Source organism: Rhodoferax sp. MLSD5-FHT05B10 (genome assembly GCF_058793415.1).
Window position 1 is genome coordinate 326,983 of sequence record NZ_JBXAFT010000005.1, and the last position, 20,602, is coordinate 347,584.

Annotated in this window: 22 protein-coding genes; 7 read left to right on the top strand and 15 right to left on the bottom strand. The window is 67.0% G+C overall.

Annotated features, from left to right (window positions below; genetic code table 11):
* Positions 1-3: 3 nt before the first annotated feature.
* The 3 genes from AC1Q5W_RS10535 to AC1Q5W_RS10545 are packed head-to-tail and all read right to left on the bottom strand — an operon-like array spanning position 4 to position 1,940.
* Positions 4-597, bottom strand: coding sequence for a DUF4337 domain-containing protein (locus AC1Q5W_RS10535; RefSeq protein ID WP_492645575.1), 594 nt, complete (start codon positions 595-597; stop codon positions 4-6).
* Position 598: 1 nt separating this feature from the next.
* Entirely contained in the window at positions 599-1,099 is a 501-nt protein-coding gene (locus AC1Q5W_RS10540; RefSeq protein ID WP_492645576.1) for a dihydrofolate reductase, read from the bottom strand.
* A gap of 4 nt (positions 1,100-1,103) precedes the next feature.
* The gene (locus AC1Q5W_RS10545) at positions 1,104-1,940 is read right to left on the bottom strand and encodes a thymidylate synthase (RefSeq protein ID WP_492645577.1); all 837 of its coding nucleotides are present in this window, start codon (positions 1,938-1,940) and stop codon (positions 1,104-1,106) included.
* 134 nt (positions 1,941-2,074) lie between these two features.
* On the opposite strand from AC1Q5W_RS10545, the gene AC1Q5W_RS10550 reads away from it, so the two are divergent.
* Positions 2,075-3,421: a malic enzyme-like NAD(P)-binding protein gene (locus AC1Q5W_RS10550; protein ID WP_492645578.1), complete on the top strand. Its 1,347-nt coding sequence runs from the start codon at positions 2,075-2,077 to the stop codon at positions 3,419-3,421.
* A 30-nt stretch (positions 3,422-3,451) separates the two neighbouring features.
* Here the strand turns inward: AC1Q5W_RS10550 and AC1Q5W_RS10555 are convergent, their stop codons facing one another.
* The 3 genes from AC1Q5W_RS10555 to AC1Q5W_RS10565 all read right to left on the bottom strand — a co-directional run bounded on the left by AC1Q5W_RS10555 (position 3,452) and on the right by AC1Q5W_RS10565 (position 5,735).
* Positions 3,452-3,838, bottom strand: a complete 387-nt coding sequence (locus tag AC1Q5W_RS10555) for a hypothetical protein (protein WP_492704159.1) — start codon at positions 3,836-3,838, stop codon at positions 3,452-3,454.
* Between the two features lie 74 nt (positions 3,839-3,912).
* Positions 3,913-5,340, bottom strand: coding sequence for an FAD-binding oxidoreductase (locus tag AC1Q5W_RS10560; protein WP_492645580.1), 1,428 nt, complete (start codon positions 5,338-5,340; stop codon positions 3,913-3,915).
* Positions 5,337-5,735, bottom strand: a complete 399-nt coding sequence (locus tag AC1Q5W_RS10565; protein ID WP_492645581.1) for a DUF2069 domain-containing protein — start codon at positions 5,733-5,735, stop codon at positions 5,337-5,339. Before AC1Q5W_RS10565 ends, AC1Q5W_RS10560 begins: the two co-directional genes overlap by 4 nt.
* Before the next feature lie 21 nt (positions 5,736-5,756).
* Here AC1Q5W_RS10565 and AC1Q5W_RS10570 point away from each other — a divergent pair, with 21 nt between their 5' ends.
* The gene (locus tag AC1Q5W_RS10570) at positions 5,757-6,974 is read left to right on the top strand and encodes a YihY family inner membrane protein (protein WP_492645582.1); all 1,218 of its coding nucleotides are present in this window, start codon (positions 5,757-5,759) and stop codon (positions 6,972-6,974) included.
* Positions 6,975-6,995: 21 nt separating this feature from the next.
* On the top strand, positions 6,996-7,589 hold the full coding sequence (locus AC1Q5W_RS10575; RefSeq protein WP_492645583.1) for a uracil-DNA glycosylase family protein: 594 nt from the start codon (positions 6,996-6,998) through the stop codon (positions 7,587-7,589).
* Between the two features lie 13 nt (positions 7,590-7,602).
* Here AC1Q5W_RS10575 and AC1Q5W_RS10580 read toward each other — a convergent pair whose 3' ends face one another.
* The 3 genes from AC1Q5W_RS10580 to AC1Q5W_RS10590 form a co-directional block, all read right to left on the bottom strand.
* On the bottom strand, positions 7,603-9,195 hold the full coding sequence (locus AC1Q5W_RS10580; protein ID WP_492704160.1) for an EAL domain-containing protein: 1,593 nt from the start codon (positions 9,193-9,195) through the stop codon (positions 7,603-7,605).
* 154 nt (positions 9,196-9,349) lie between these two features.
* On the bottom strand, positions 9,350-10,174 hold the full coding sequence (locus AC1Q5W_RS10585) for an alpha/beta fold hydrolase (protein WP_492645585.1): 825 nt from the start codon (positions 10,172-10,174) through the stop codon (positions 9,350-9,352).
* A 2-nt stretch (positions 10,175-10,176) separates the two neighbouring features.
* Complete coding sequence (locus AC1Q5W_RS10590; RefSeq protein ID WP_492645586.1) at positions 10,177-11,487, bottom strand: O-acetylhomoserine aminocarboxypropyltransferase; 1,311 nt, start codon at positions 11,485-11,487, stop codon at positions 10,177-10,179.
* Between the two features lie 90 nt (positions 11,488-11,577).
* On the opposite strand from AC1Q5W_RS10590, the gene AC1Q5W_RS10595 reads away from it, so the two are divergent.
* Genes AC1Q5W_RS10595 through aroQ form a run of 3 tightly spaced genes read left to right on the top strand, consistent with a single transcriptional unit; the run spans position 11,578 to position 13,658 of the window.
* Positions 11,578-12,045 carry a CBS domain-containing protein gene (locus tag AC1Q5W_RS10595; protein WP_492645587.1) on the top strand — a complete coding sequence of 156 codons (468 nt, stop codon included), beginning with the start codon at positions 11,578-11,580 and terminating at the stop codon, positions 12,043-12,045.
* Positions 12,046-12,077: 32 nt separating this feature from the next.
* Positions 12,078-13,172 carry a chorismate synthase gene (gene aroC / locus AC1Q5W_RS10600; RefSeq protein ID WP_492645588.1) on the top strand — a complete coding sequence of 365 codons (1,095 nt, stop codon included), beginning with the start codon at positions 12,078-12,080 and terminating at the stop codon, positions 13,170-13,172.
* Positions 13,173-13,202: 30 nt separating this feature from the next.
* Complete coding sequence (gene aroQ, locus AC1Q5W_RS10605; protein ID WP_492645589.1) at positions 13,203-13,658, top strand: type II 3-dehydroquinate dehydratase; 456 nt, start codon at positions 13,203-13,205, stop codon at positions 13,656-13,658.
* Between the two features lie 32 nt (positions 13,659-13,690).
* Here aroQ and AC1Q5W_RS10610 read toward each other — a convergent pair whose 3' ends face one another.
* The 3 genes from AC1Q5W_RS10610 to AC1Q5W_RS10620 all read right to left on the bottom strand — a co-directional run bounded on the left by AC1Q5W_RS10610 (position 13,691) and on the right by AC1Q5W_RS10620 (position 16,357).
* On the bottom strand, positions 13,691-14,200 hold the full coding sequence (locus tag AC1Q5W_RS10610) for a hypothetical protein (protein WP_492645590.1): 510 nt from the start codon (positions 14,198-14,200) through the stop codon (positions 13,691-13,693).
* Positions 14,201-14,353: 153 nt separating this feature from the next.
* Positions 14,354-15,253 (bottom strand): LysR family transcriptional regulator, encoded by a 900-nt coding sequence (locus AC1Q5W_RS10615; protein WP_492645591.1) that lies wholly within the window; start codon positions 15,251-15,253, stop codon positions 14,354-14,356.
* 18 nt (positions 15,254-15,271) lie between these two features.
* A complete protein-coding gene (locus AC1Q5W_RS10620) occupies positions 15,272-16,357 on the bottom strand; it encodes a calcium:cation antiporter (protein WP_492645592.1) in 1,086 nt (361 codons plus the stop codon).
* Between the two features lie 118 nt (positions 16,358-16,475).
* On the opposite strand from AC1Q5W_RS10620, the gene AC1Q5W_RS10625 reads away from it, so the two are divergent.
* Positions 16,476-17,282 (top strand): DODA-type extradiol aromatic ring-opening family dioxygenase, encoded by an 807-nt coding sequence (locus tag AC1Q5W_RS10625; protein WP_492645593.1) that lies wholly within the window; start codon positions 16,476-16,478, stop codon positions 17,280-17,282.
* Positions 17,283-17,368: 86 nt separating this feature from the next.
* Here the strand turns inward: AC1Q5W_RS10625 and AC1Q5W_RS10630 are convergent, their stop codons facing one another.
* The 3 genes from AC1Q5W_RS10630 to AC1Q5W_RS10640 all read right to left on the bottom strand — a co-directional run bounded on the left by AC1Q5W_RS10630 (position 17,369) and on the right by AC1Q5W_RS10640 (position 20,595).
* Positions 17,369-18,454: a 6-carboxytetrahydropterin synthase gene (locus AC1Q5W_RS10630; RefSeq protein WP_492645594.1), complete on the bottom strand. Its 1,086-nt coding sequence runs from the start codon at positions 18,452-18,454 to the stop codon at positions 17,369-17,371.
* An 11-nt stretch (positions 18,455-18,465) separates the two neighbouring features.
* Entirely contained in the window at positions 18,466-19,101 is a 636-nt protein-coding gene (queE, locus tag AC1Q5W_RS10635) for a 7-carboxy-7-deazaguanine synthase (protein ID WP_492645595.1), read from the bottom strand.
* 105 nt (positions 19,102-19,206) lie between these two features.
* Positions 19,207-20,595 carry an L-serine ammonia-lyase gene (locus tag AC1Q5W_RS10640; protein ID WP_492645596.1) on the bottom strand — a complete coding sequence of 463 codons (1,389 nt, stop codon included), beginning with the start codon at positions 20,593-20,595 and terminating at the stop codon, positions 19,207-19,209.
* Between the last annotated feature and the right edge of the window lie 7 nt (positions 20,596-20,602).

A 20,602-nucleotide genomic window follows, 5' to 3' on the forward strand; every position in this document is an offset into this window, starting at 1 on the left:
CGGCTAAATATGTAGCAATGCCAGCACGCCCACGGCCACGCCAATGCCACCGGCGCCAAACATGGCGTACTCCAGCCATTTTTTCTTGGTCAGCAGAGCGATGGCCGCCAGCGCAATGGCAACCTGCAGCACGGTGGTGGACTGGGCCCAGCGGTGGTGCTGGTGCATCTGCTCGTCACTCTGGTGGTCCCATTCGGTGGCCTCGGCTTCGAGCTTGTCGGCCACGGCCTTGATCTCGTTCTTCTCCTTCTCGTAGCGGTCCACCTTGGCCTGGTACTTGGTCTTGTCGTCTTCCTTGGTGGACAGGTCGCGCGACATCTCGGCCAGCGACTGCTTGGTGCTCTTGGACTGGAAGTAGTTCCACTGGTTGGATGCTTCGGTCTTCTTGATGGCTGCGTTGTTCTTGTAGAGGCCGGCGTTGGCCTGGGTGGCGCCGCCCATGTAGCCGAACAGGGCGCCCACCGTGGCGATGATGGCGGTGAACAGCGCGATCTGGTTGGTCATCTTGGCGTCTTCGCCGTGTCCGTGGTCGCCCTGAGCCGCGTGCTCCAGCGCGTGGTCGTGGGGGCCGTGTACGTGGAATCCGTGTCCTGACATGTCAATTTCCTTGGGGTTTCAAATGCTGGTAGGTAACAAAGCTGAAGGCAAGGCCGCTGGCGGTGACGTGGGGCTCGCGTGCCACCTCGGTCCAGCCAGGCCCGAAAGCGGGGGCATGGGCGTCGCCGTCAAAATCGGCGTCGATCTCGGTCACCACGGCGGTGTCGGCCAGGGGCAGCGCCAGCGCATAGAGCTGCGCGCCGCCAATCACCCAGGCGTTGTCGTGCTGCTCACATAGTTGTAGCGCCTCACGCATGCTGCGTGCCGACTGTGCGCCGTTTTCATGCCAGTTTTCCTGGCGGGTGACCACGATGTTGGCGCGCCCCGGCAGGGGGCGGAATTTCGGCGGCAGCGAGTCCCAGGTCTTGCGGCCCATGATGACCGGGCAGCCCATGGTCACGCGCTTGAAGTGCGCCAGGTCCTCGGGCAAATGCCAGGGCAGGGCGTTGTCCTTGCCGATGACGCCGTTGCGGGCCTTGGCGAAGATGAGGTGGAGCTGCATTGGCCTACACCGCCACCGGGGCCTTGATGGCGGGGTGGCTTTCGTAGCCCAGCACCTCGAAATCTTCGTACTGGTAGTCGAAGAGGGAGTCGGGCTTGCGCTTGATGTTCAGTGTGGGGTAGGCCAGGGGTGCGCGGCTCAGCTGCAGTTCCACCTGTTCGTGGTGGTTGCTGTAGATGTGGCAGTCGCCGCCGGTCCAGATGAAGTCGCCCACGTCCAGGTCGCACTGCTGCGCCACCATGTGGGTCAGCAGCGCATAGCTGGCGATGTTGAACGGCACGCCCAGGAAGATGTCGGCACTGCGCTGGTACAGCTGGCAGCTCAGTTTGCCCTTGCCGCCGGGCTCGGTGGCGGGCGCCACGTAGAACTGGAAGAAGGCATGGCAGGGCATGAGGGCCATCTTGTCCAGGTCAGCCACGTTCCAGGCGCTGACGATGATGCGGCGCGAATCAGGGTTGCTTCTGAGCGTCTTGATGACTTCGGCAATCTGGTCGATGTGGCCGCCGTCGGGCGTGGGCCAGCTGCGCCACTGCACGCCGTAGACCGGCCCTAGGTCGCCATCGGCGCGTGCCCATTCGTCCCAGATGGTGACGCCGCGTTCCTTGAGCCAGTTGTTGCTGCTGGAGCCCGTCAGGAACCACAGCAGCTCCTGGATGATGGAGCGCAGGTGCACCTTCTTGGTGGTCACCAGCGGGAAGCCTTCGTTCAGGTCGAAGCGCATCTGGTAACCAAACACGCTGCGCGTGCCGGTGCCGGTGCGATCCATCTTGGTGACGCCGGTGGTGTACACGTGGCGCATGAAGTCTTCGTACTGGGAGCGGATGGGGTGGGGTGTGGTCATGTCAATTGACGCCTGGGTTACACAAATTGTAGGGGCAGCCGTTTTTGCGAGAAAATGGCGGGTTGCGCTGGACGCAGGTCCGGGGCGAGAACACAAGAAAATTTTATTCAAGAAGCAGCAGGAAGTCCGTCTCTATGTTCCCACATGCGCCCCAGAAGGACGCCGGTCCGTCGGCCAGCACACACCAGCAGAAGAAGCAGTCGCCCCTTACCGAGGCTGAAAACCGCTTGTCCGAGGCCGCGCTGGCCTACCACCGCCCCCGCAACGACGACGACATTGGCGGCAAGATCCAGATCAGCGTGACCAAGCCGGTGGCCAGCATGGACGACCTGTCCCTGGCCTACTCCCCCGGTGTGGCCGTGCCCTGTCTGGAGATCGAGCGCGACCCCACGCTGGCCTACGAATACACCGCCAAGGGCAACCTGGTGGCCGTCATCACCAACGGCACGGCCGTGCTGGGCCTGGGCAACATCGGCGCCCTGGCGGGCAAGCCCGTCATGGAGGGCAAGGCGGTGCTGTTCAAGCGCTTTGCCGGCATCGACGCCTTTGACATCGAGATCGACGAGACCGACCCGGCCAAGCTGATCGCCATCATCGCCAGCCTGCACCCCACTTTCGGCGGCATCAACCTGGAAGACATCAAGGCCCCTGAGTGTTTCGAGATTGAGCGCACGCTGCGCGCGCGCCTGCCCATTCCCGTGTTCCACGACGACCAGCATGGCACGGCCATCGTGGTGGCCGCTGGCATGCTCAACGCGCTGCACCTGCAGGGCAAGGCGCTGGAAAACGTACGCCTGGTGTGCAGCGGCGCTGGCGCCGCCGCCAATGCCTGCCTGGAGCAGTTGCTGAGCCTGGGCCTGAACCCGGCCCATGTGCTGGTGTGCGACTCCAAGGGCGTCATCTACAAGGGCCGCGGCGCACCGGGTGACGACGGCGAGAAGGCTGCCTGGGCGCGCGACACCGCCGCGCGCACCCTGGCCGACGCCCTGATGGGGGCCGACGTGTTCCTGGGGCTCTCGGGCCCCGGTGTGGTCAGCGAAGACATGGTGCGCAGCATGGCGGCCAAGCCGGTGGTGTTTGGCCTGTCCAACCCCGAGCCGGAGATCCGTCCCGAGCGGGTCTATGCCGCGGCGGCCGACGCCATTGTGGCCACGGGCCGTTCCGACTACCCCAACCAGGTCAACAACGCGCTGTGCTTTCCCTACCTGTTCCGCGCCGCGCTGGACGTGGGCGCTCCGCAGATCAACGAGGCCATGAAGGCCGCCGCCGTGCGCGCCCTGGCCGACCTGGCCCGTGAAGACAGCGCCTTTGGCGTCAACAAGCTGCTGCCTACGCTGCTGGACCCGCGCCTGCTGCAGGCGGTGGCGTCCCGCGTGGCCCAGGCGGCCGTGGACAGCGACAACGCGCGCAACCACCACTACGACGCAGCGGCCTACCGCCTGCGTCTGGAGCGCCTGGCGCGCAAGCTGGCACACGGCTGATCCGGCGCCGGCCGCTGGAGGCGGGGCGGGTCACTTCGACAGCGTCACCTCGCCCAGCCGCACAGGCGCCTCGCCGGCAAATCGGTAGAAGACGGTGTACCGGCCGGCCAGCGTGTTGGCGATGAATACGGGGGGGCAGCGGGATGCGCCGCCCGAGCCCGGACTGCGGGTGATGAGGGTGAGGTAGATCGCCTGCCCCTCCAGCGCCGCCCGCGTTTCGCTGCACACCAGAGCCGGGTTCACGGCGGTGGGGCGTGCCGTGATGGTGCTCAGGCCACTGACATCGGCGTCCACGGGAAGTACCCAGCCGGTGGGTCGGGGCACCGGTTTGCCCAGCCGCAGGCCGCCCGCCGCCTGCACGAAGGACCACGGCTGTTGCTGCGCGGCGGCGCCGCCGGCCAGTAGTGCGAGGGCCACACAACAGAGTAGGCGAAGCAGGGTCATTTCAGTGCCTTTTTGGTTGCCGGACGCCGCAGATACTGCGCAGACAGCTATTCAATTGATAGCACCCGGTTCGGATTCATGCGGTTGTGCGGGTCCAGCGCCTGCTTGATGGCGCGCATCATGCACAGCGCCACGGGTGACTTGTGGTGCTGCAGCTCGTCGCGCTTGAGGCTGCCAATGCCGTGTTCGGCCGAGATCGAGCCGCGGAACTGGTCAACCCGTTCGTACACTAGGGCATTGACGGCCGCCTCCTGGTTTTTCAGGAAGGCTTCGGCGTCGCTGCCTTCGGGGGCCTGCACGTTGTAGTGCAGGTTGCCGTCGCCCAGGTGGCCGTAGTTGACCAGGCGCGCGCCGGGGAACTGCTGCGCCAGCAGGGCATCGGTGCTGCGCACGAATTCGGGGATGCGCGAGACGGCAATCGAGATGTCGTGCTTGATGTTGAGCCCCTCCTGCGCCTGCGCCAGCGGAATGCTCTCGCGGATGTGCCAGAGCTGGCGCGCCTGGGTGATGCTCTCGGCCACCACGGCATCCAGCACGCAGCCCTGCTCCAGGGCGGCTTCCAGCAGGCGCTCGAAGCGCTCGCGGGCATGGGTTTCAGACTCCTGGTCGGAGTTTTCCAGCACCACGCAGTACGGGCAGTCCGTGTCCTGGAACGGCACCTTGATCTGCGGGAAGTGCCGGGTCACCAGGCTCAGGGCGAACCGGCCCATCACCTCGAAGCCGGTCAGGCCGGCGCTCAGGTGCCGGTGCGCCAGGCCCAGCAACTCCACCGCCGCTTCCAGCGAGGGCACGGCGGCAAATGCGGTGAGCTGCGAGACGGGCAGCGGGTAGAGCTTCATGGTGGCGGCGGTGATGACGCCCAGTGTGCCCTCGGAGCCGATCATCAGGTGGCGCAGGTCGTAGCCGGTGTTGTCCTTGCGCAGGCCGGTCAGGCCGTCCCAGATGTCGCCCTGGGGCGTGACCACCTCTAGGCCCAGGCACAGCTCGCGCGTGTTGCCGTAGCGCACCACCTGCGTGCCGCCCGCGTTCGTCCCCAGGTTGCCGCCAATGGTGCAGCTGCCTTCGGAGGCCAGGCTCAGGGGGAACAGAAAGCCGGCCCGCTCGCAGGCTTCCTGCAGGCTTTGCAGCACGCAGCCGGCATCCACGGTGACGGTGAGGTTGGCGCCGTCGAGTACGCGCACCTGGTTCATGCGCTGCAGGCTCAGCACCACCTGGGTGCCGCTGGTGTCGGGGGTGGAGCCCACCACCATGCCGGTGTTGCCGCCCTGGGGCACCATGCTCACGCCAGCCTGCGCGCAGGCTTTCACCACGGCGGCCACTTCCGCCGTGGAGGCCGGGCGCACCACGGCCAGTGCGCGCCCGTGCACGCGCTTGCGCCAGTCCAGCTCCCAGGCGCTGAGGTCGCCCTCGGTCAACACGTTGGCCGCGCCCACAATCTGGCGCAGCGCTTCAAGGACGGGGTGGGGTGTGGTCATGGTGCGGGAAGCGGGGTCTCTGGGGAACGGGGGTGCTTGCGGCTCCCCAGGCGGGTGCGCACGTGCCAGACGCAAGCCGTGAACAGCAGCAGGCACAGCACGATTTCGAGCAGCGCCAGGGCGTTGCCCGGCGCCTTGTCGCTCCAGGCGCGCACCACGCCTTCAATGAAATACAGCCACACCAGCAGGCTGACCCAGCGGTAGGTGTAGAGGCGGTTTTTCAGCAGGCCGGCCAGCGGCACGCACAGCGGCAGCGCCTTGAGCGCCAGCCACGAGCCGCCCGGGCGCAGCGGCGCCCAGTAGAGCTCCCAGCCCAGGGCCAGCAGAATCAGGCCCAGAAGGCTGGCGACGGCGAGCCAGCGGGAGCGTTGGACGGTGTGGATCGGTGTGTTCATGTCGGTGGCATCATAGCGGCCATGCAATTCCTACAACGTTTACAGGGCTGGCTGCAGGACGTCGTCCATGTGCCATGGTTTCACGCGCTGCAGACCCTGCGCGAACGCTTCCGCGAAGACCGGCTGGGCCTGACCGCCAGCAGCCTGACCTTCACCACCACCATCGCCCTGGTGCCCTTCATCACGCTGGCGCTGGCGGTGTTCACGGCCTTTCCCATGTTCGCCAAGTTCCAGGACGTGCTGCAGAAGTGGCTGATCCAGAGCCTGGTGCCCGACAACATTGCGCGCCAGGTGCTGGGCTACCTCAACCAGTTTGCGGGCCAGGCCAGCCGGCTTGGCGCCGTGGGCCTGGGGGCCCTGCTGGGCACGGCGCTGGCGCTGATCTTCACCATTGACCGCACGCTCAACAGCATCTGGCGCGTGCGCAAGCCGCGCCCGTTTGCCCAGCGCGTACTGATCTACTGGGCGGCCCTCACGCTGGGGCCGCTGCTGCTGGGGGTGAGCCTGAGCATGACGTCGTACGCGCTGTCGGCTTCCAAGGGCCTGGTAGGGGCCTTGCCCGGGGGCGTGGCGCTGGTGCTCAACGTGCTGCAGTACGTGCTGGTGGCCGCGGGCATGGCGGCCATGTTCCGCTATGTACCCAATACCACCGTGCGCTGGGGCCACGCCTGGATGGGCGGGTTTTTCGTGTCCACGGGCATGGAGCTGGCCAAGAAGGCGCTGGCCGTCTACCTCAGCTCGGTGCCCACCTATTCGGTGGTGTACGGGGCGTTTGCCACGGTGCCTATCCTGCTGGTCTGGATCTACGTGGCCTGGGTCATCGTGCTGCTGGGCGCGGCGCTGACGGCCTACCTGCCGAGCCTGATCGACGGTGGTCTGCGGCGCCGCCTGACGCAGGGCGGTCCATTCCAGCTGGCGCTGGAGGTCCTGCGCGCGCTCGACGCCGGGCGCCAGCGTGGCGAGAAAGGGCTGACGCTGGGGCAGCTGTGCGCGGCATTGCAGGTGGATGCACTGCGGCTGGAGCCGGTGCTGGAGGCGCTCATGGCCTTGGACTGGATGGGCCAGCTCAGCACCGCTACCGAACCCGGTCCGGAAGCCCGCTTCGTGCTGTTGATCGACCCGCAACGCACGTCGCTGGAGCCGCTGGTGCAGACCCTGCTGCTGGCGCGCAATGCGGTGACCGAAAAATTCTGGAAAACCGGCAACTGGCCGGCCATTACCTTGCGTGATGCGCTATAAAAAAAGTAGCACAGGTGGCGCGTGGCGGAGCTGACCGCCCTGCTGGCCGAGGTGCGCCAGTGCACGCTGTGCGCGCCCCACCTGCCGCTGGGCCCGCGCCCGGTGCTGCAGGCGCGCTCCAGCGCGCGCATTCTGATCGCGGGGCAGGCGCCGGGGCGCAAGGTGCATGCCAGCGGCGTTCCGTTCAGCGATGCCAGCGGCGACCGCCTGCGCGACTGGCTGGGCATGCCCCCCGAGGTGTTTTACGACCCGGCGCGGGTGGCCATTGTGCCCATGGGTTTTTGTTACCCGGGAACGGGGGCGTCGGGCGACCTGCCACCGCGCCCGGAATGTGCGCGGACGTGGCGCGCCCGGGTGCTGCAGGAACTGCCGCGGCTGGAGCTCACCCTGGCCATCGGCCAGTACGCGCTGGCTTACCACTGGCCCGGTCCGGCGGTGTCGGTGACGCAGGCGGTGCAGGCCTGGCGCACCCAGTGGCCCGCCGTGGTGCCGCTGCCGCATCCCAGTCCGCGCAACAACGGCTGGCTGCGCCACAACCCGTGGTTTGAGGCGGAGCTGCTGCCCGTGCTGCGGCAGCGGGTGGCCGCCATCCTGGCCGCTGAGGCCCCGCCGTGAATCCGGCGCGGCCTCAGCCGGGGGTGGCAGGGGGCGGAGCGTGCGGGTGGTCGATGCCGTCGTGCAGCTGCGCGATGTCCATGGGCCGGGAGAACAGCCAGCCCTGCGCGAACTGCACGCCGTGGGTGCGCAGGTAATCGGCCTGCGCTGTGGTCTCCACGCCCTCGGCAATCATGCCCAGTTTCAGCGACTTGCCGATTTCGATGATGTGGGCGATGACCTCGCTGGTCACCGCTCCGGTGCCGATGGTTTCCACAAAGGACTTGTCGATCTTGATGTAGTCCAGCGGCAGCGTGGTCAGGTACGACAGGCTGGAGTAGCCGGTGCCGAAATCGTCCAGCGCGATGGGGATGCCCATGTCGCGCAGCGTCTGCATGCTGTGCTGGCTGGCCGTGTTGTTGACCAGCAGGCGTTCGGTCACCTCCACATGCACACTCGCCGGCCCGATGGACCACTGGGCCAGGGCCTGGCGCAGGTGCTCGGTGGCGTGCGGCGTTTCAAAGTCCCGGGCGGACAGGTTCAGGCCAATGTAAAAGCCCGGATGGGCGTGCAGCAGGTGCGCGGCGTCCTTGGCGAACAGCGCAATGACCCGGGCGGTGACCTTGTCCATCAGGCTGTTGTTTTCGGCAATGGGGATGAAGATGTCGGGTGGCACCATTTCGCCGTTCGGCCGGCGCCAGCGCAGCAGGGCCTCGGCTCCCACCCAGCGCCCGCTGGCCAGTTCCACAATGGGCTGGTAGACCAGATAGAGTTCGTTGTTCTTGAGGCCCTGGCGCAGCTGCGCGGGCAGGGAGCTCTGGTATTTGGAGTAGCGCAGCATCAATAGCGCCAGCAGGATGCCTGCCCCAATGCCCAGCGGGACCAGTACGAAGATGAGGCTGATCCAGCCCTCGTGCAGACGGTCGGCCGGTATCGCGGCAAAGGCGGCGTAGTCGTAATGGTCCGAGCGCTTCAGTGCGACGACAAAGGCGCCGTCAAAGAACTGCACATCACTTCGCTCACCCAGGTGCTGGGCCCAGTCGGGGTGAAAATTTCCACGGGCAGCCAAGACGCGCCGTGTGCGCAGGTTGTACAGGCCGTGGTTGGCATCGGGCTCAGCGGATTCGACGGCGATCGGTCCATCCTGGGCCAGGATGGCCGCATAGCCGGACACCCCATCCACGGCCACCATGAACTTGTTCTCGGAAATGCCCGGCAGGCTGACCGCGTTCCAGACGGGGTTGCCCAGCTTGCTGCGCAAGGTGGGTGGCCCCAGCGCGATGCCGGCGCCGTGCGTGCCGAAGGCCGAGCACATCAACCGGTCATTGCGTACATAGCCGATGGCCACAAGGTAGGGGTTCTCGGCCGACGTGCGGGACATGAGGTGCAGGTTGGCGTGGGAGCAGGGTTCTGCGCTGCCGGCCGCGGTGAGGGTCTTGACGGCGCTGTCGATTTGTCCGCTCACGCGGTGCGCCCGCCGCAGCACCTCGGCGGCCAGCTGGGCGGCGTGTTCCTCCTGCGCGCGCAGGCTGTGGAAATCTGCCAGGTAAAAGGCTGCCGCGACAGGAATGGCGATGACCATCAGGCCGATGCAGTAAATCCGAATGGCAGGAGCGGGGAGGCGCAATCTGGTTGAACCCGTTGAAGGTAAAGCAGTCCGCAGCCGGGGCCTTGGCAGAGAAACCCACTGTAGCCGAACTGCCTGCCCGCCACAGGCGCCGCGCCTAGGGGGTTTCACCAGTATTGCGGTGCCTGCCGGGCTGGTGCCCGGCAGGCACCGCCTATGGCTGCGTGGCCAGGAAGTCGCGGATGGCGAACAGCGTGGCGTCGGGCGTCTCGGTCATCTGGTGGTGGCCCACGGGCAGGCTCACGACCTGCACCGTCTTGCCGCGGGTCCGAGCCGCGGTCACCAGGCCCTGGGCTGCGCGGGGCTGTGTCATCTGATCCTGCGCACCCAGCACGAACAGCACCGGGCAGGTGACGGCGGCCATGGCCGCTTCGCCGTTGGCATAGCGGTCGCAGGCCACAAAGCCGCGGTGGAACACATTGACTTTCGGGTTGCTGGCCAGCACCCGGCGGCCCAGCGCCATGCTGGCGCCAAACACCCAGGTGCCCGGGCCCAGCGCCGACGGGGGCGCTGCCAGCGTGCTGCGCGAGAACACGTTGACCATGGTGAGGGCCTTCTCGGGTTCGTTCAGTGACGCCTCGATCAGCATGGGTGACACCTTCATGGGAAACGCCGTGCCCACCAGCACCAGGTGCGTCACACGCTCCTTCAGGCGCGATGCGGCCTCCAGCGCAATCAGCGAGCCCCAGCTGTGGCCCACCAGCGCCGCCTTCTGCACGCCGGCGGCGTCGAGCAGCGCGGCGATGAAGCCGGCCGCTTCCTCGACGCTGGAGGGGGCTTCGCTCGCGCTGCGGCAGTGGCCCGGCAGGTCCACGGCCAGCACGTTGTAGCCGTGGTTGGCCAGGTAGCGGCTTTGCAGGATCCACACGCTGTGGTCGTTGAGCACGCCGTGGATGAAGACCACGGTGGGCTTGGCGGCATCGAACGGCTTGCCGCCGGTGTAGCAGTAGGTTTTTGCGTTGTTGACGTGCAGTTCCATGCTCAGGCTCCCGCCTTTTCTGCGGCCTTCAGGGCGCGTTTGAGGTCGTCGATCAGGTCGTCGGCGTCTTCCAGCCCGATGGACAGGCGGATGGTGCCCTGCGTGATGCCGCCCGCCGCCAGGGCCTCGTCGGTCATGCGGAAGTGGGTGGTGCTGGCTGGGTGGATGACCAGGCTGCGGCAGTCGCCCACGTTGGCCAGGTGGCTGAATACCTTGAGCGTCTCGATGAATTTCTTGCCCTGCTCGCGGTTGCCCTTGAGGTCGAAGCTGAACACCGAGCCGGCGCCCTTGGGCAGCAGCTTTTGCGCCAGCGCATGGCTGGGGTGGCTTTCCAGCAGCGGGTGGCCGACGCGGCCGACAAAGGGCTGACTGCTCAGGAACTGCACCACCTTTTCGGTGTTGCGCATGTGGCGCTCCATGCGCAGGCCCAGGGTCTCCACGCCCTGCAGGATCAGCCAGGCGGTGTGCGGGCTCATGCAGGCGCCGAAGTCGCGCAGGCCTTCGCGCCGCGCGCGCAGCAGGAAGGCGCCCACGGTGCTTTCCTCGCTGAAGTTCATGTTGTGAAAGCCGTCGTAGGGCGCGGCCAGCTCCTCGAACTTGCCGCTTTGCGCATGGGCCGCCGCCCAGTCGAAGCTGCCGCCATCGACGACGATGCCGCCCACCACCGTGCCGTGGCCGGACAGGAACTTGGTGGCCGAGTGGTAGACCAGGTCGGCCCCCAGGGACAGCGGCTGCATCAGCCAGGGGGAGGTCAGGGTGGAGTCCACCAGCAGCGGCACCCCGGCCTCGTGGGCGATGGCACTGATGGTGGGAATGTCCAGCACGTCCAGTCCGGGGTTGCCCACGGTTTCGCCGAACAGCAGGCGGGTGTTGGGGCGGATGGCGGCCTTCCAGCCGTCGATGTCGCCGGGCTTCACAAACGTGGTCTCGATGCCGAAGCGGCGCAGGGTGTAGTGCAGCAGGTTCTGCGAGCCGCCATACAGCGCCGTGCTGGCCACGATGTGCGAGCCGGCGCCCATCAGCGTGGCCACGCTCAGGTGCAGGGCGGCCTGCCCGCTGGCCACCGTAATGGCGCCAATGCCACCTTCCAGTGCGGCCACGCGCTGCTCCAGCACGGCGTTGGTCGGGTTGCTGATGCGGCTGTAGACGTGTCCCGCACGTTCCAGGTTGAACAGCGACTGCGCGTGCTCGCTGGACTCGAAGACAAAGGACGTGGTGAGGTGGATGGGCACGGCCCGTGCGCCCGTGGCGTCGGGTGTGGCGCCTGCGTGCAGGGCCAGGGTGTCGAATCCGGGGTCGGCATAACCGGGCATAAGTCTCTCCGGGGGCAAGGTGTGGGAAATACAGTAATTGTGGGCTATATTTCAGTCACGAACTCCATTTCAGCCTCACGAGGAAGCACCATGAAAGTCAGCGACATCCTGCGCGTCAAGGGCGGCACGCTATTTACCATCACGCCGGAAGACACGCTGGCCGACGCGGCCCAGTTGATGGCCGAGCGCGACATCGGTTCGCTGGTCGTGATTTCCCACGGGCTGGTGGTGGGCATGCTGACGTTCCGGGAAGTGATCCAGGCGGTGGTGAAGAACGGCGGCACTTTCGGTGCTACGACGGTGTACCGCGCCATGGACCCCGGTCCGCTGATCTGCACCATGGAGACCGAGATGGACGAAGTGCGCCGCATGATGCTGGACCGCCACGCCCGCTACATGCCGGTGATGGACAAGGGCATGCTCATGGGCGTGATCAGTTTCTACGACGTGGCCAAGACCGTGGTGGACAGCCAGAATTTCGAGAACAAGATGCTCAAGGCCTACATCCGCGACTGGCCCGAAGGCGACAAAGCCGCTTCGGCAGCGCCGGCGGCGTAAACCGGCGTTGTGCTCTGGGATAATCCCCACCCATGAGCGGCAACACTTTTGGAAATCTCTTCGCAGTCACCAACTTTGGTGAATCCCACGGCCCGGCCATCGGCTGCGTGATCGACGGCTGCCCCCCGGGCATGGAACTCAGCGAGGCCGACATCCAGGGCGACCTGGACCGGCGCCGCCCCGGCACCTCCAAATTCGTCACCCAGCGCAACGAACCCGATGCCGTGAAGATCCTGAGCGGCGTGTACCAGGGCAAGACCACGGGCACGCCCATTGCGCTGCTGATCGAAAACACCGACCAGCGCAGCAAGGACTACGGCAACATCCTCGAATCCTTCCGGCCCGGCCACGCAGACTACGCCTACTACCAGAAGTACGGCATCCGCGACCCGCGTGGTGGTGGCCGCTCCAGCGCCCGCCTGACCGCGCCCATGGTGGCGGCCGGTGCGGTGGCCAAGAAGTGGCTCAAGGAGCAGTACGGTACCGAATTTCGCGGCTGCATGACGCAGATTGGCGAGCTGCCCATTGCCTTCGAGGGCTGGGAGCATGTGCCCAACAATCCGTTCTTTGCACCCGTGGCCGATGTCTCCAAACTCGAAGAGTACATGGAGGCCCTGCGCAAGGCGCACGACTCCTGCGGCGCGCGCATCCGCGTCTGTGTCACCCAGGTTCCCGTGGGCCTGGGTGAACCGCTGTTCGACAAGATGGACGCGGACATTGCCTACGCCATGATGGGTATCAACGCCGTCAAGGGCGTGGAAATTGGCGCCGGCTTTGCCAGCGTGGCGCAGCGCGGCAGCATGCATGGCGACAGCCTCACGCCGGCCGGTTTTGCCAGCAACAACGCCGGCGGCGTGCTGGGCGGCATCACCACCGGGCAGGACCTGGAGGTGAGCATTGCCATCAAGCCGACCAGCTCCATCCTCACACCGCGCGACTCCATCGACATGGCCGGCAACCCCACGCAGGTGGTGACCAAGGGCCGCCACGACCCCTGCGTGGGCATACGCGCCACACCCATTGCCGAGGCCATGCTGGCCCTGGTGGTGATGGAGCATGCCCTGCGTCAGCGCGCCCAGTGCGCCGATGTGCACACGGCGCTGGCGCCCATTGCCGCGCAGGCCTGACCCCCGGTTCGCTCCCTTCCAGGAATTGCCATGAAAACTGCCCTCGTCCTCAACGGCCCCAACCTCAATCTGCTGGGCACGCGCGAACCCCAGGTGTACGGCTCGCAAACGCTGGCCGATGTGCAGGCCCTGTGCGAGCGCGCCTGCGCCGCCAACGGTTTTGCGCTGGATTTCCGCCAGACCAACCACGAAGGCGAGCTGGTGGACTGGCTGCACGAGGCCGGGCGGTTGCAGGCGGCCGGCACGCTGGCGGGTGTCATCCTCAACGCCGGGGCGTACACCCACACCAGCGTGGCGCTGTTTGATGCCATCAAGGGCACGGGCGTTACCCTGGTTGAGTTGCACATCAGCAACGTGCACGCGCGGGAGGCGTTCCGCCACCACTCCTATATCTCGCCGGCGGCCAAGGCCGTGATGGCAGGGTGGGGCGTCAATGGCTATGCGCTGGCGATTGCCGGGCTGGCCGGCATGCAGCAAGGCGCCTGAGGCCGGCGCGCACGGCGCGGGTCACGCGCCGCTCAGAAACCAATCCAGGTTGCCAGTCCGATAAACAGGGTCAACAGAACCTGCGGTGACGCCTTGCGGATATAGAACGCCGCAGCGTTGTCGGCGTTGTGCTGCCCGGGGTCGGGCCGGTGCCGGAACGGCAGTCCGACCAGCGTGTTGTGCCGGATGCCGGATGCATCGCCCTCCAGGCTGTAGGAGACCTCGACGAGGTGCTCGGGGTTGCGGACAAAATCAGCCGCCAGACCATAGCCCTCCACCACGGCGCTGGCCTCTTGCTGGGGCTCCAGCCGGGACAGCCGGATGGCGGGCATGGGCCAGACGTCAATCGGCATGCGGTCGCCCTGGAGGCCAAAGCTGGCAGGGCCCAGCACCGTACTGATGGGGAAACGCAGGTCTACCAGGGGCAACAGGCCGGTGTTGCGGAACGTGATGCGGTACAGGCGCGAATCGGCCGCAACGGGTTCCAGCCCGATGTGCAGGGCATGCTTGAAATACCGGGCGAATGGCAGGCGAAACTTCATGCGAAATGTGCGGGCGCAGCAATATGTAACCGTTTGTTAACGAAGTGTCTGCCATAAATTGGTGCGCGACCATCCCCCAAACGGGTGATTTTTCACCGCTTTATCGGTATTTTTCGGAATTTGCGAGCCGTTGCCGACCCGTTGCGGCCTGAATCAGCCCCAGGCCGGGGTCTGGAACGCGGCCGCCAGGAAATCCACCATGGCGCGCACCTTGCCCGGCAGGTGCTGGCGGCTGGGGTAGACGGCGTGGATGCCGATGCTGGGGCCGCGGTACTGCGGCAAGACCTGCACCAGCCGCCCGCTGCGCAGGTCCTGGCCCACCAGAAAGGCAGGCTGGTAGATGAGACCCTGGTCGGCCAGCGCGACGGCGCGGCAGGTGTCGCCGCTGTTGGCGCGCAGGCGCGGGTGCGTGGCCACGCTTTGGGGCTTGCCCTGCGGGTCGTCAAAAGTCCAGACGTCGCCGCCAGACCACCACGAGTAGGCCATCACGCTGTGCTGCGCAATGTCTTCCAGCTGCGTAATCGGTGCAGCAGTGCACAGGTAGCCGGGTGAGGCGCACAGCACCATGCGGTCGTGGGTCAGGGTGCGCGAGACCAGGGTGGAGCTGGCCTGCCGGGTGATGCGCACAGCCATGTCGAAACCTTCTTCCACCAGGTCCACCACGCGGTCGGTCAGGGTGATGTCCAGCTCCACTTGTGGGTGCAGCTTCAGGAACTCACCCCACAGCGGCGCCAGGTGCAGGTTGCCGAAGGTGAGCGGGGCGTTGATCTTCAGCCGTCCGGCGGTGTGCAGCGCCCCCTGGCTGGCGGCGGCATTGGCGTCGGCCAGGTCGTCCAGGATCTGGCGGCTGCGCTCGAAGTACTCCGAACCGGCATCGGTCAGCGACAGGCGCCGCGTGGTGCGGTTCAGCAGCCGGGTGCCCAGCAGGGCTTCGAGCTCCAGCACCAGGCGCGAGACCACGGCTTTGGAGGTGTCCAGCCGCTGGGCGGCTTTGACAAAGCTGCCGGCCTGCACCACCGCGGTGAAGGCCTGCATCTGGCGAAATTGGTCCATGGCGGTCGGCGTGCCGTGTCAGGGCACGATGGTGGTGAACAGGTAGGTCGCCAGCAGCACCAGGTGCACGATGCCCTGCAGCACCGTGGTGCGCCCGGTGCCCAGCGACAGCGTGGTGACAAACAGCGAGAGCAGCAGCAGTACGGTGGACTTGATGTCTAGCCCCAGCGTCAGCGTCCAGCCGGTGGCCAGCGAGACCAGGGCCACCGCCGGAATGGTCAGGCCGATGCTGGCCAGGGCCGAGCCCAGCGCCAGGTTCAGGCTGGTCTGCAGGCGGTTGGCGCGGGCGGCGCGCACGGCCGCCATGCCTTCGGGCAGCAGCACCACCGCCGCAATGATGATGCCTACTACCGCCTTGGGCGCCCCCAGGCCCGCCACGGCCGCCTCAATGGCGGGTGCCAGTGCCTTGGCCAGCAGCACCACGGCTGCCAGGCTCATCAGCAGCAGCACGCCACTGGCTGCCACCAGCCGGTTGCTAGGGGGCTGGGCGTGTGCCTCGGCGTTGACGTCGGCGTCGGGCGGCAGGAAATAGTCGCGGTGGCGCACGGCCTGCACCAGCACAAAGGTGCCGTACAGCACCAGCGACACCACAGCCACAAAACCCAGCTGGCTGGCGCTGTACACCGGCCCGACCACGCTGGTGGTGTAGTTGGGCAGCACCAGCGTCAGCACGGCAATGGCCGCCAGCGTCGCCAGCGACGCGCTCACGCCGTACAGGCCAAAGGACTGTTCCCGGTACCGGCTGGCGCCCACCAGCAGGCACAGGCCCACAATGCCGTTGAGGATGAGCATGACGGCGGCAAACACGGTGTCGCGGGCCAGCGCGGTGCTCTGGGGGCCGCCGGAGAGCATCAGCGACACGATCAGCGCCACTTCTATGATGGTGATGGCCAGCGCCAGCACCAGCGTGCCGTAGGGCTCGCCCACCCGGTGCGCCACGACCTCGGCATGGTGCACCGCGGCCAGCACGCTGCCAATCAGGGCTGCCACCAGCAGCGCCACCAGCCACAGGGCGGGCCCGGTGAGCTGGGTAAGCGCCAGCAGCAGCCAGCCGGCCAGGGGAGCGGCGGCAGACCACAGGGGAAGGGGTTGTTGGGTTTTCATGGACGCAAGCCAAAGAGCCAAGGGGTAATTGTCAATATTTTAGAGATATTCAATTCAATGCGGTGCTATTTATCTCTGCAGACTGGACCGATACAGTGAGGTCCTGGCTTGTTAAAGGATGCCTACCATGTCTCATACCCCTGCTGTATTGCCTTCGCTGTTTGTTTCCCACGGCGCGCCCCTGTTCGCCATGGAGCCGGGCGAGACTGGCCCCGCGCTGCACGCCTGGGCGCAGACCCTGCCGCACGCGCCCGCGCTGCGCGGCGTGGTGATTTTGTCGCCGCACTGGATGGCGCGCACGCCCGCGGTCATGACCACGGCGCAGCCGCAGACCTGGCACGATTTCGGTGGCTTCCCCGCGGCGCTGTACGAACTGCAGTACCCGGCGCCGGGCAATCCCGCACTGGGGCAGGAGGTGCTGGCCCTGCTGCAGGCGGCTGGCATTGCCGCCCAGGCCGACGACAAGCGCCCCCTGGACCACGGCACCTGGGTGCCGCTGATGCACATGTTCCCCCAGGCCGATGTGCCCGTGGTGCAGGTGGCCCTGCCGGTGGACTGGGGCCCGCGGCACGTGTACGCGCTGGGCGCGGCCCTGCAGAGCCTGCGCGCCAACGGCGTGCTGGTGATGGGCTCTGGCTCCATCACGCACAACCTGGGCGAGTTCTTTGGCGGCGACCAGCAGGTGGCGTCGTACGTGACCGAGTTTGCCCGCTGGGTGGAAGCCGCCCTGGAGCGGGGCGACACGCCGGCGCTGCTGGACTACCGCAGCCTGGCCCCGCACGCGCACCGTGCGCACCCCACGGAGGACCACTTCCTGCCGCTGTTCTTTGCGCTGGGTGCCGCCGGGGAGGCTGCTCGGCCCACCTACCTCAGTCGCGAGGTGATGTACGGCATGCTGGCCATGGATGCCATGGCGTTGAATTGAACACAAAACGGGCTGAAATGCCCGTTTTTGTTGCGCAGACAGCTATCAAATAAGTAGCAAATTTTTTGCCGGAACCGGCAAGGGAGTCAGGCGGCGCTCACGCTGGCACCGCAGCCCCGGGTTTCGAACAGGTCGACCCGGCAGACCTGGGGCAAGGCGCGGCGGGATTTGTCCAGGACCCAGGCGGCCAGCGTGGCGGTGTCGCAGTCGGCCAGATCGGGAATCTGGTACAGCGGGTGGTGGTCCAGCGTCTTGAAGATGGGGGTGAAGAGTTCCTTCACGTCGCCAAAATCCACTGTCCAGCCCATCACCTGGTCCAGCGGCGCACGCAGGTGCAGGCGCAGCGTGTAGGTGTGGCCGTGCAGGCGGGCGCGGGGTTCGCCGGCCGGCGCTGCCTTGAGCCGCACCGCGCTGTCCAGGGTGAAGTCTTTCCAGATCTGGTACTGGTGGCCGTCAAATACGGCGCCGCAGCTGGCGGTCTCAAACACCGTGACCTGGCATAGCGCGGCCAGCGTGGGTTTCAGGCGCGCCCAGATCCAGCTGGAGAGCACCTCGCTGGTGGGGTTCTCCAAACCGGGCAGTTCGTTCAGGCAGGCGTGGTGGAGTTGGGCCTGGATGGGCGCCCAGCAGGCGTCCAGTTCGGCGTAGGCCCCGGTCGCATCCACGTCACCGCCGGCATGCGTGCTGTGCAGAATGGCTTCGAAGCCGTGGCCGTGCATGTTGCCGCACTTGTGGCCGGCCGGCACATGGGGCAGCCGGTGGGCCGACTGGAACACATAGCGTCGCCAGACGCGGGTGGTGGGGGCGGCATCACGGCTGGCGTAGTGCAGTTCCACCCCCTGTTGCAGGGTGCTTTGCAGCTCCAGCACGGCCGGGCCGTCCACGGCGCACTGGGCGTGCAGCCACTGGGCCAGTGCGGTATCGCTGGGGCTGGGCAGAACGGTGTTCAGGTGCTGGTAATCCAGCTGGTCGGTGGCGGCGCGCAGGCGCGCCTGCAGGGCCTGCACCTCGTCCCCGGGGAACGCAGCCAGACCGGTGCCGGCCGTGCAGCGCAGCGTGGCCTGGAAGCTGTGGCCGTGCAGGCGCTGTGTGGCGTGGCCGTCGGACCGGGCGGCCAGCTGGCGGGCGGCCTCGAAGGACGCGGACACGGTGTACTGGGGAGAGGAAGGCATAACAGGGAGGGTTACCGGATACCGATGATCTTGTGCGTCTGCACGCTCAGGTTCCAGCGCGGGTGCTGCTGGCAGTAGGCAATGGCGGCCTGGGTGTTGGTCGCCTGGTCGGGGCCGTCCATGGGCTGCAGGTAGAAGTTGTCGAACGCCAGCGCGGCGAACTGGGCCGGGTCGCCGCCGGCTTGCGGGTACACCAGCTTGAGCTCCTGCCCGGCCCGCACCACCAGTTCAGAGCCCAGCTTGGGGCTTACGCACAGCCAGTCGATGCCGGCGGGCGGAACCACGGTGCCATTGGTTTCCACCGCCACGCGAAAGCCGCGGGCGTGCAGGGCGTCCAGCAGCGCAGCGTCGAGCTGCAGCAGCGGCTCGCCGCCGGTGACCACGATGAACCGGTGCGCGTGGTCGGTGCTGGGCCAGTGGGCTTCAATCACGTCCACCAGCGCCTCGGCAGTGGTGAACTTGCCGCCGGCAGTGCCGTCGGTGCCCACGAAATCGGTATCGCAAAAGCGGCAGACGGCGCTGGCGCGGTCTTCCTCGCGCCCGCTCCACAAATTGCAGCCGGCAAAACGGCAGAACACCGCAGGCTTACCGGCGTTGGCGCCTTCACCCTGCAGGGTGTAAAAAATCTCTTTGACGCTGTAGGTCATGGGCGGTGTGGTGCGTGGGGGTGGCGCGAGTGCTATTGATTTGATAGCTATCTGCGCATGTTTTGCGGGCGCTGGAGGCCTATTTTACCAGCGCACCCAAAACCTTCAGCACTCCACGATATTCACGGCCAGCCCGCCGCGGGCCGTTTCCTTGTACTTGGTCTTCATGTCGGCGCCGGTTTCGCGCATGGTCTTGATGACTTTGTCCAGCGACACAAAATGCGAGCCGTCGCCCCGCAGCGCCATGCGCGCGGCGTTGATGGCCTTGACCGAGGCAATGGCGTTGCGTTCGATGCACGGGATCTGCACCAGCCCGCCCACGGGGTCGCAGGTCAGGCCCAGGTGGTGCTCCATGCCGATCTCGGCGGCGTTTTCCACCTGCTCCGGCGTGCCGCCCATCACCGCGCACAGGGCGCCGGCGGCCATGGAGCAGGCCACGCCGACCTCGCCCTGGCAGCCGACTTCGGCGCCGCTGATGCTGGCGTTTTCCTTGTAGAGGATGCCGATGGCCGCCGCCGTGAGCAGAAAGTCGACCACCCCGGCGTCGTTGGCACCCGGCACGAACCGCGTGTAGTAGTGCAGCACGGCCGGGATGATCCCGGCCGCACCGTTGGTGGGCGCGGTCACCACGCGCCCGCCGGCGGCATTTTCCTCGTTCACCGCCAGGGCGTAGAGGTTGACCCAGTCCAGCACCTGCAGCGGGTCGCGCAGGGCGGCCTCGGGGTTGCTGCTCAGCGCCTGGTGCAGGGCATGCGCCCGGCGCTTGACCTTGAAGCCGCCGGGCAGCACGCCCTGCGACGCGCAGCCGCGCTTCACGCAGTCCTGCATCACCTGCCAGATGCGCAGCAGGCCGGCGTCGATGTCGGCGTCGCTGCGCCAGTGCTGCTCGTTCCTGCGCATCACCTGGGCAATGCTCAGGCCATGCGCTGCAGTTAGCTGCAGCAGCGCTTCGCCGGTGGTGAAGGGCAGGGGCAGCACGGTGGCGTCGGGGGCAATCACCTTGTGGCGCGTGCCGTCGGCGGCCACCTCGTCGCTGATGATGAAGCCGCCGCCCACCGAGTAGTACACGCGGTTGGCCAGCTCGGCACCCTGCGCGTCCAACGCCACGAAGCGCATGCCGTTGGCGTGGAAGGGCAGCGGCGCGCGCAGGAACAGCACATCGTCCTTCTCGTGGAAGGCCACCCGGTGCACGCCGCCCAGCGCGATCTGCCGCTCCGCGCGGATGGCAGCCAGCAGGGCGGGAATGGCGTCCACGGCCACCGTGTCGGGCTCGTGCCCGCACAGGCCCAGCAGCACGGCCACGTCGCTGGCGTGGCCCTTGCCGGTGGCGCCGAGCGAGCCGTGCAGGTGGCAGCGCACGGTGGCCGTGCGTTCCAGCAGGCCCGCCTGCTGCAGGCGCAGCACGAACTGGCGCGCCGCCCGCATCGGCCCCACGGTGTGGGAACTGCTGGGGCCAATACCAATCTTGAACAGGTCGAAAACCGATACGGCCATGGCGGCT

Excerpts from the sequence above, each read along its gene's own strand:
- AC1Q5W_RS10535 (WP_492645575.1), bottom strand. The coding sequence starts at position 597 with ATGTCAGGACACGGATTCCACGTACACGGCCCCCACGACCACGCGCTG.
- AC1Q5W_RS10540 (WP_492645576.1), bottom strand. The coding sequence starts at position 1,099 with ATGCAGCTCCACCTCATCTTCGCCAAGGCCCGCAACGGCGTCATCGGC.
- AC1Q5W_RS10545 (WP_492645577.1), bottom strand. The coding sequence starts at position 1,940 with ATGACCACACCCCACCCCATCCGCTCCCAGTACGAAGACTTCATGCGC.
- AC1Q5W_RS10550 (WP_492645578.1), top strand. The coding sequence starts at position 2,075 with ATGTTCCCACATGCGCCCCAGAAGGACGCCGGTCCGTCGGCCAGCACA.
- AC1Q5W_RS10560 (WP_492645580.1), bottom strand. The coding sequence starts at position 5,340 with ATGACCACACCCCACCCCGTCCTTGAAGCGCTGCGCCAGATTGTGGGC.
- AC1Q5W_RS10565 (WP_492645581.1), bottom strand. The coding sequence starts at position 5,735 with ATGAACACACCGATCCACACCGTCCAACGCTCCCGCTGGCTCGCCGTC.
- AC1Q5W_RS10570 (WP_492645582.1), top strand. The coding sequence starts at position 5,757 with ATGCAATTCCTACAACGTTTACAGGGCTGGCTGCAGGACGTCGTCCAT.
- AC1Q5W_RS10585 (WP_492645585.1), bottom strand. The coding sequence starts at position 10,174 with ATGGAACTGCACGTCAACAACGCAAAAACCTACTGCTACACCGGCGGC.
- AC1Q5W_RS10590 (WP_492645586.1), bottom strand. The coding sequence starts at position 11,487 with ATGCCCGGTTATGCCGACCCCGGATTCGACACCCTGGCCCTGCACGCA.
- AC1Q5W_RS10595 (WP_492645587.1), top strand. The coding sequence starts at position 11,578 with ATGAAAGTCAGCGACATCCTGCGCGTCAAGGGCGGCACGCTATTTACC.
- aroC (WP_492645588.1), top strand. The coding sequence starts at position 12,078 with ATGAGCGGCAACACTTTTGGAAATCTCTTCGCAGTCACCAACTTTGGT.
- aroQ (WP_492645589.1), top strand. The coding sequence starts at position 13,203 with ATGAAAACTGCCCTCGTCCTCAACGGCCCCAACCTCAATCTGCTGGGC.
- AC1Q5W_RS10610 (WP_492645590.1), bottom strand. The coding sequence starts at position 14,200 with ATGAAGTTTCGCCTGCCATTCGCCCGGTATTTCAAGCATGCCCTGCAC.
- AC1Q5W_RS10615 (WP_492645591.1), bottom strand. The coding sequence starts at position 15,253 with ATGGACCAATTTCGCCAGATGCAGGCCTTCACCGCGGTGGTGCAGGCC.
- AC1Q5W_RS10620 (WP_492645592.1), bottom strand. The coding sequence starts at position 16,357 with ATGAAAACCCAACAACCCCTTCCCCTGTGGTCTGCCGCCGCTCCCCTG.
- AC1Q5W_RS10625 (WP_492645593.1), top strand. The coding sequence starts at position 16,476 with ATGCCTACCATGTCTCATACCCCTGCTGTATTGCCTTCGCTGTTTGTT.
- AC1Q5W_RS10630 (WP_492645594.1), bottom strand. The coding sequence starts at position 18,454 with ATGCCTTCCTCTCCCCAGTACACCGTGTCCGCGTCCTTCGAGGCCGCC.
- queE (WP_492645595.1), bottom strand. The coding sequence starts at position 19,101 with ATGACCTACAGCGTCAAAGAGATTTTTTACACCCTGCAGGGTGAAGGC.
- AC1Q5W_RS10640 (WP_492645596.1), bottom strand. The coding sequence starts at position 20,595 with ATGGCCGTATCGGTTTTCGACCTGTTCAAGATTGGTATTGGCCCCAGC.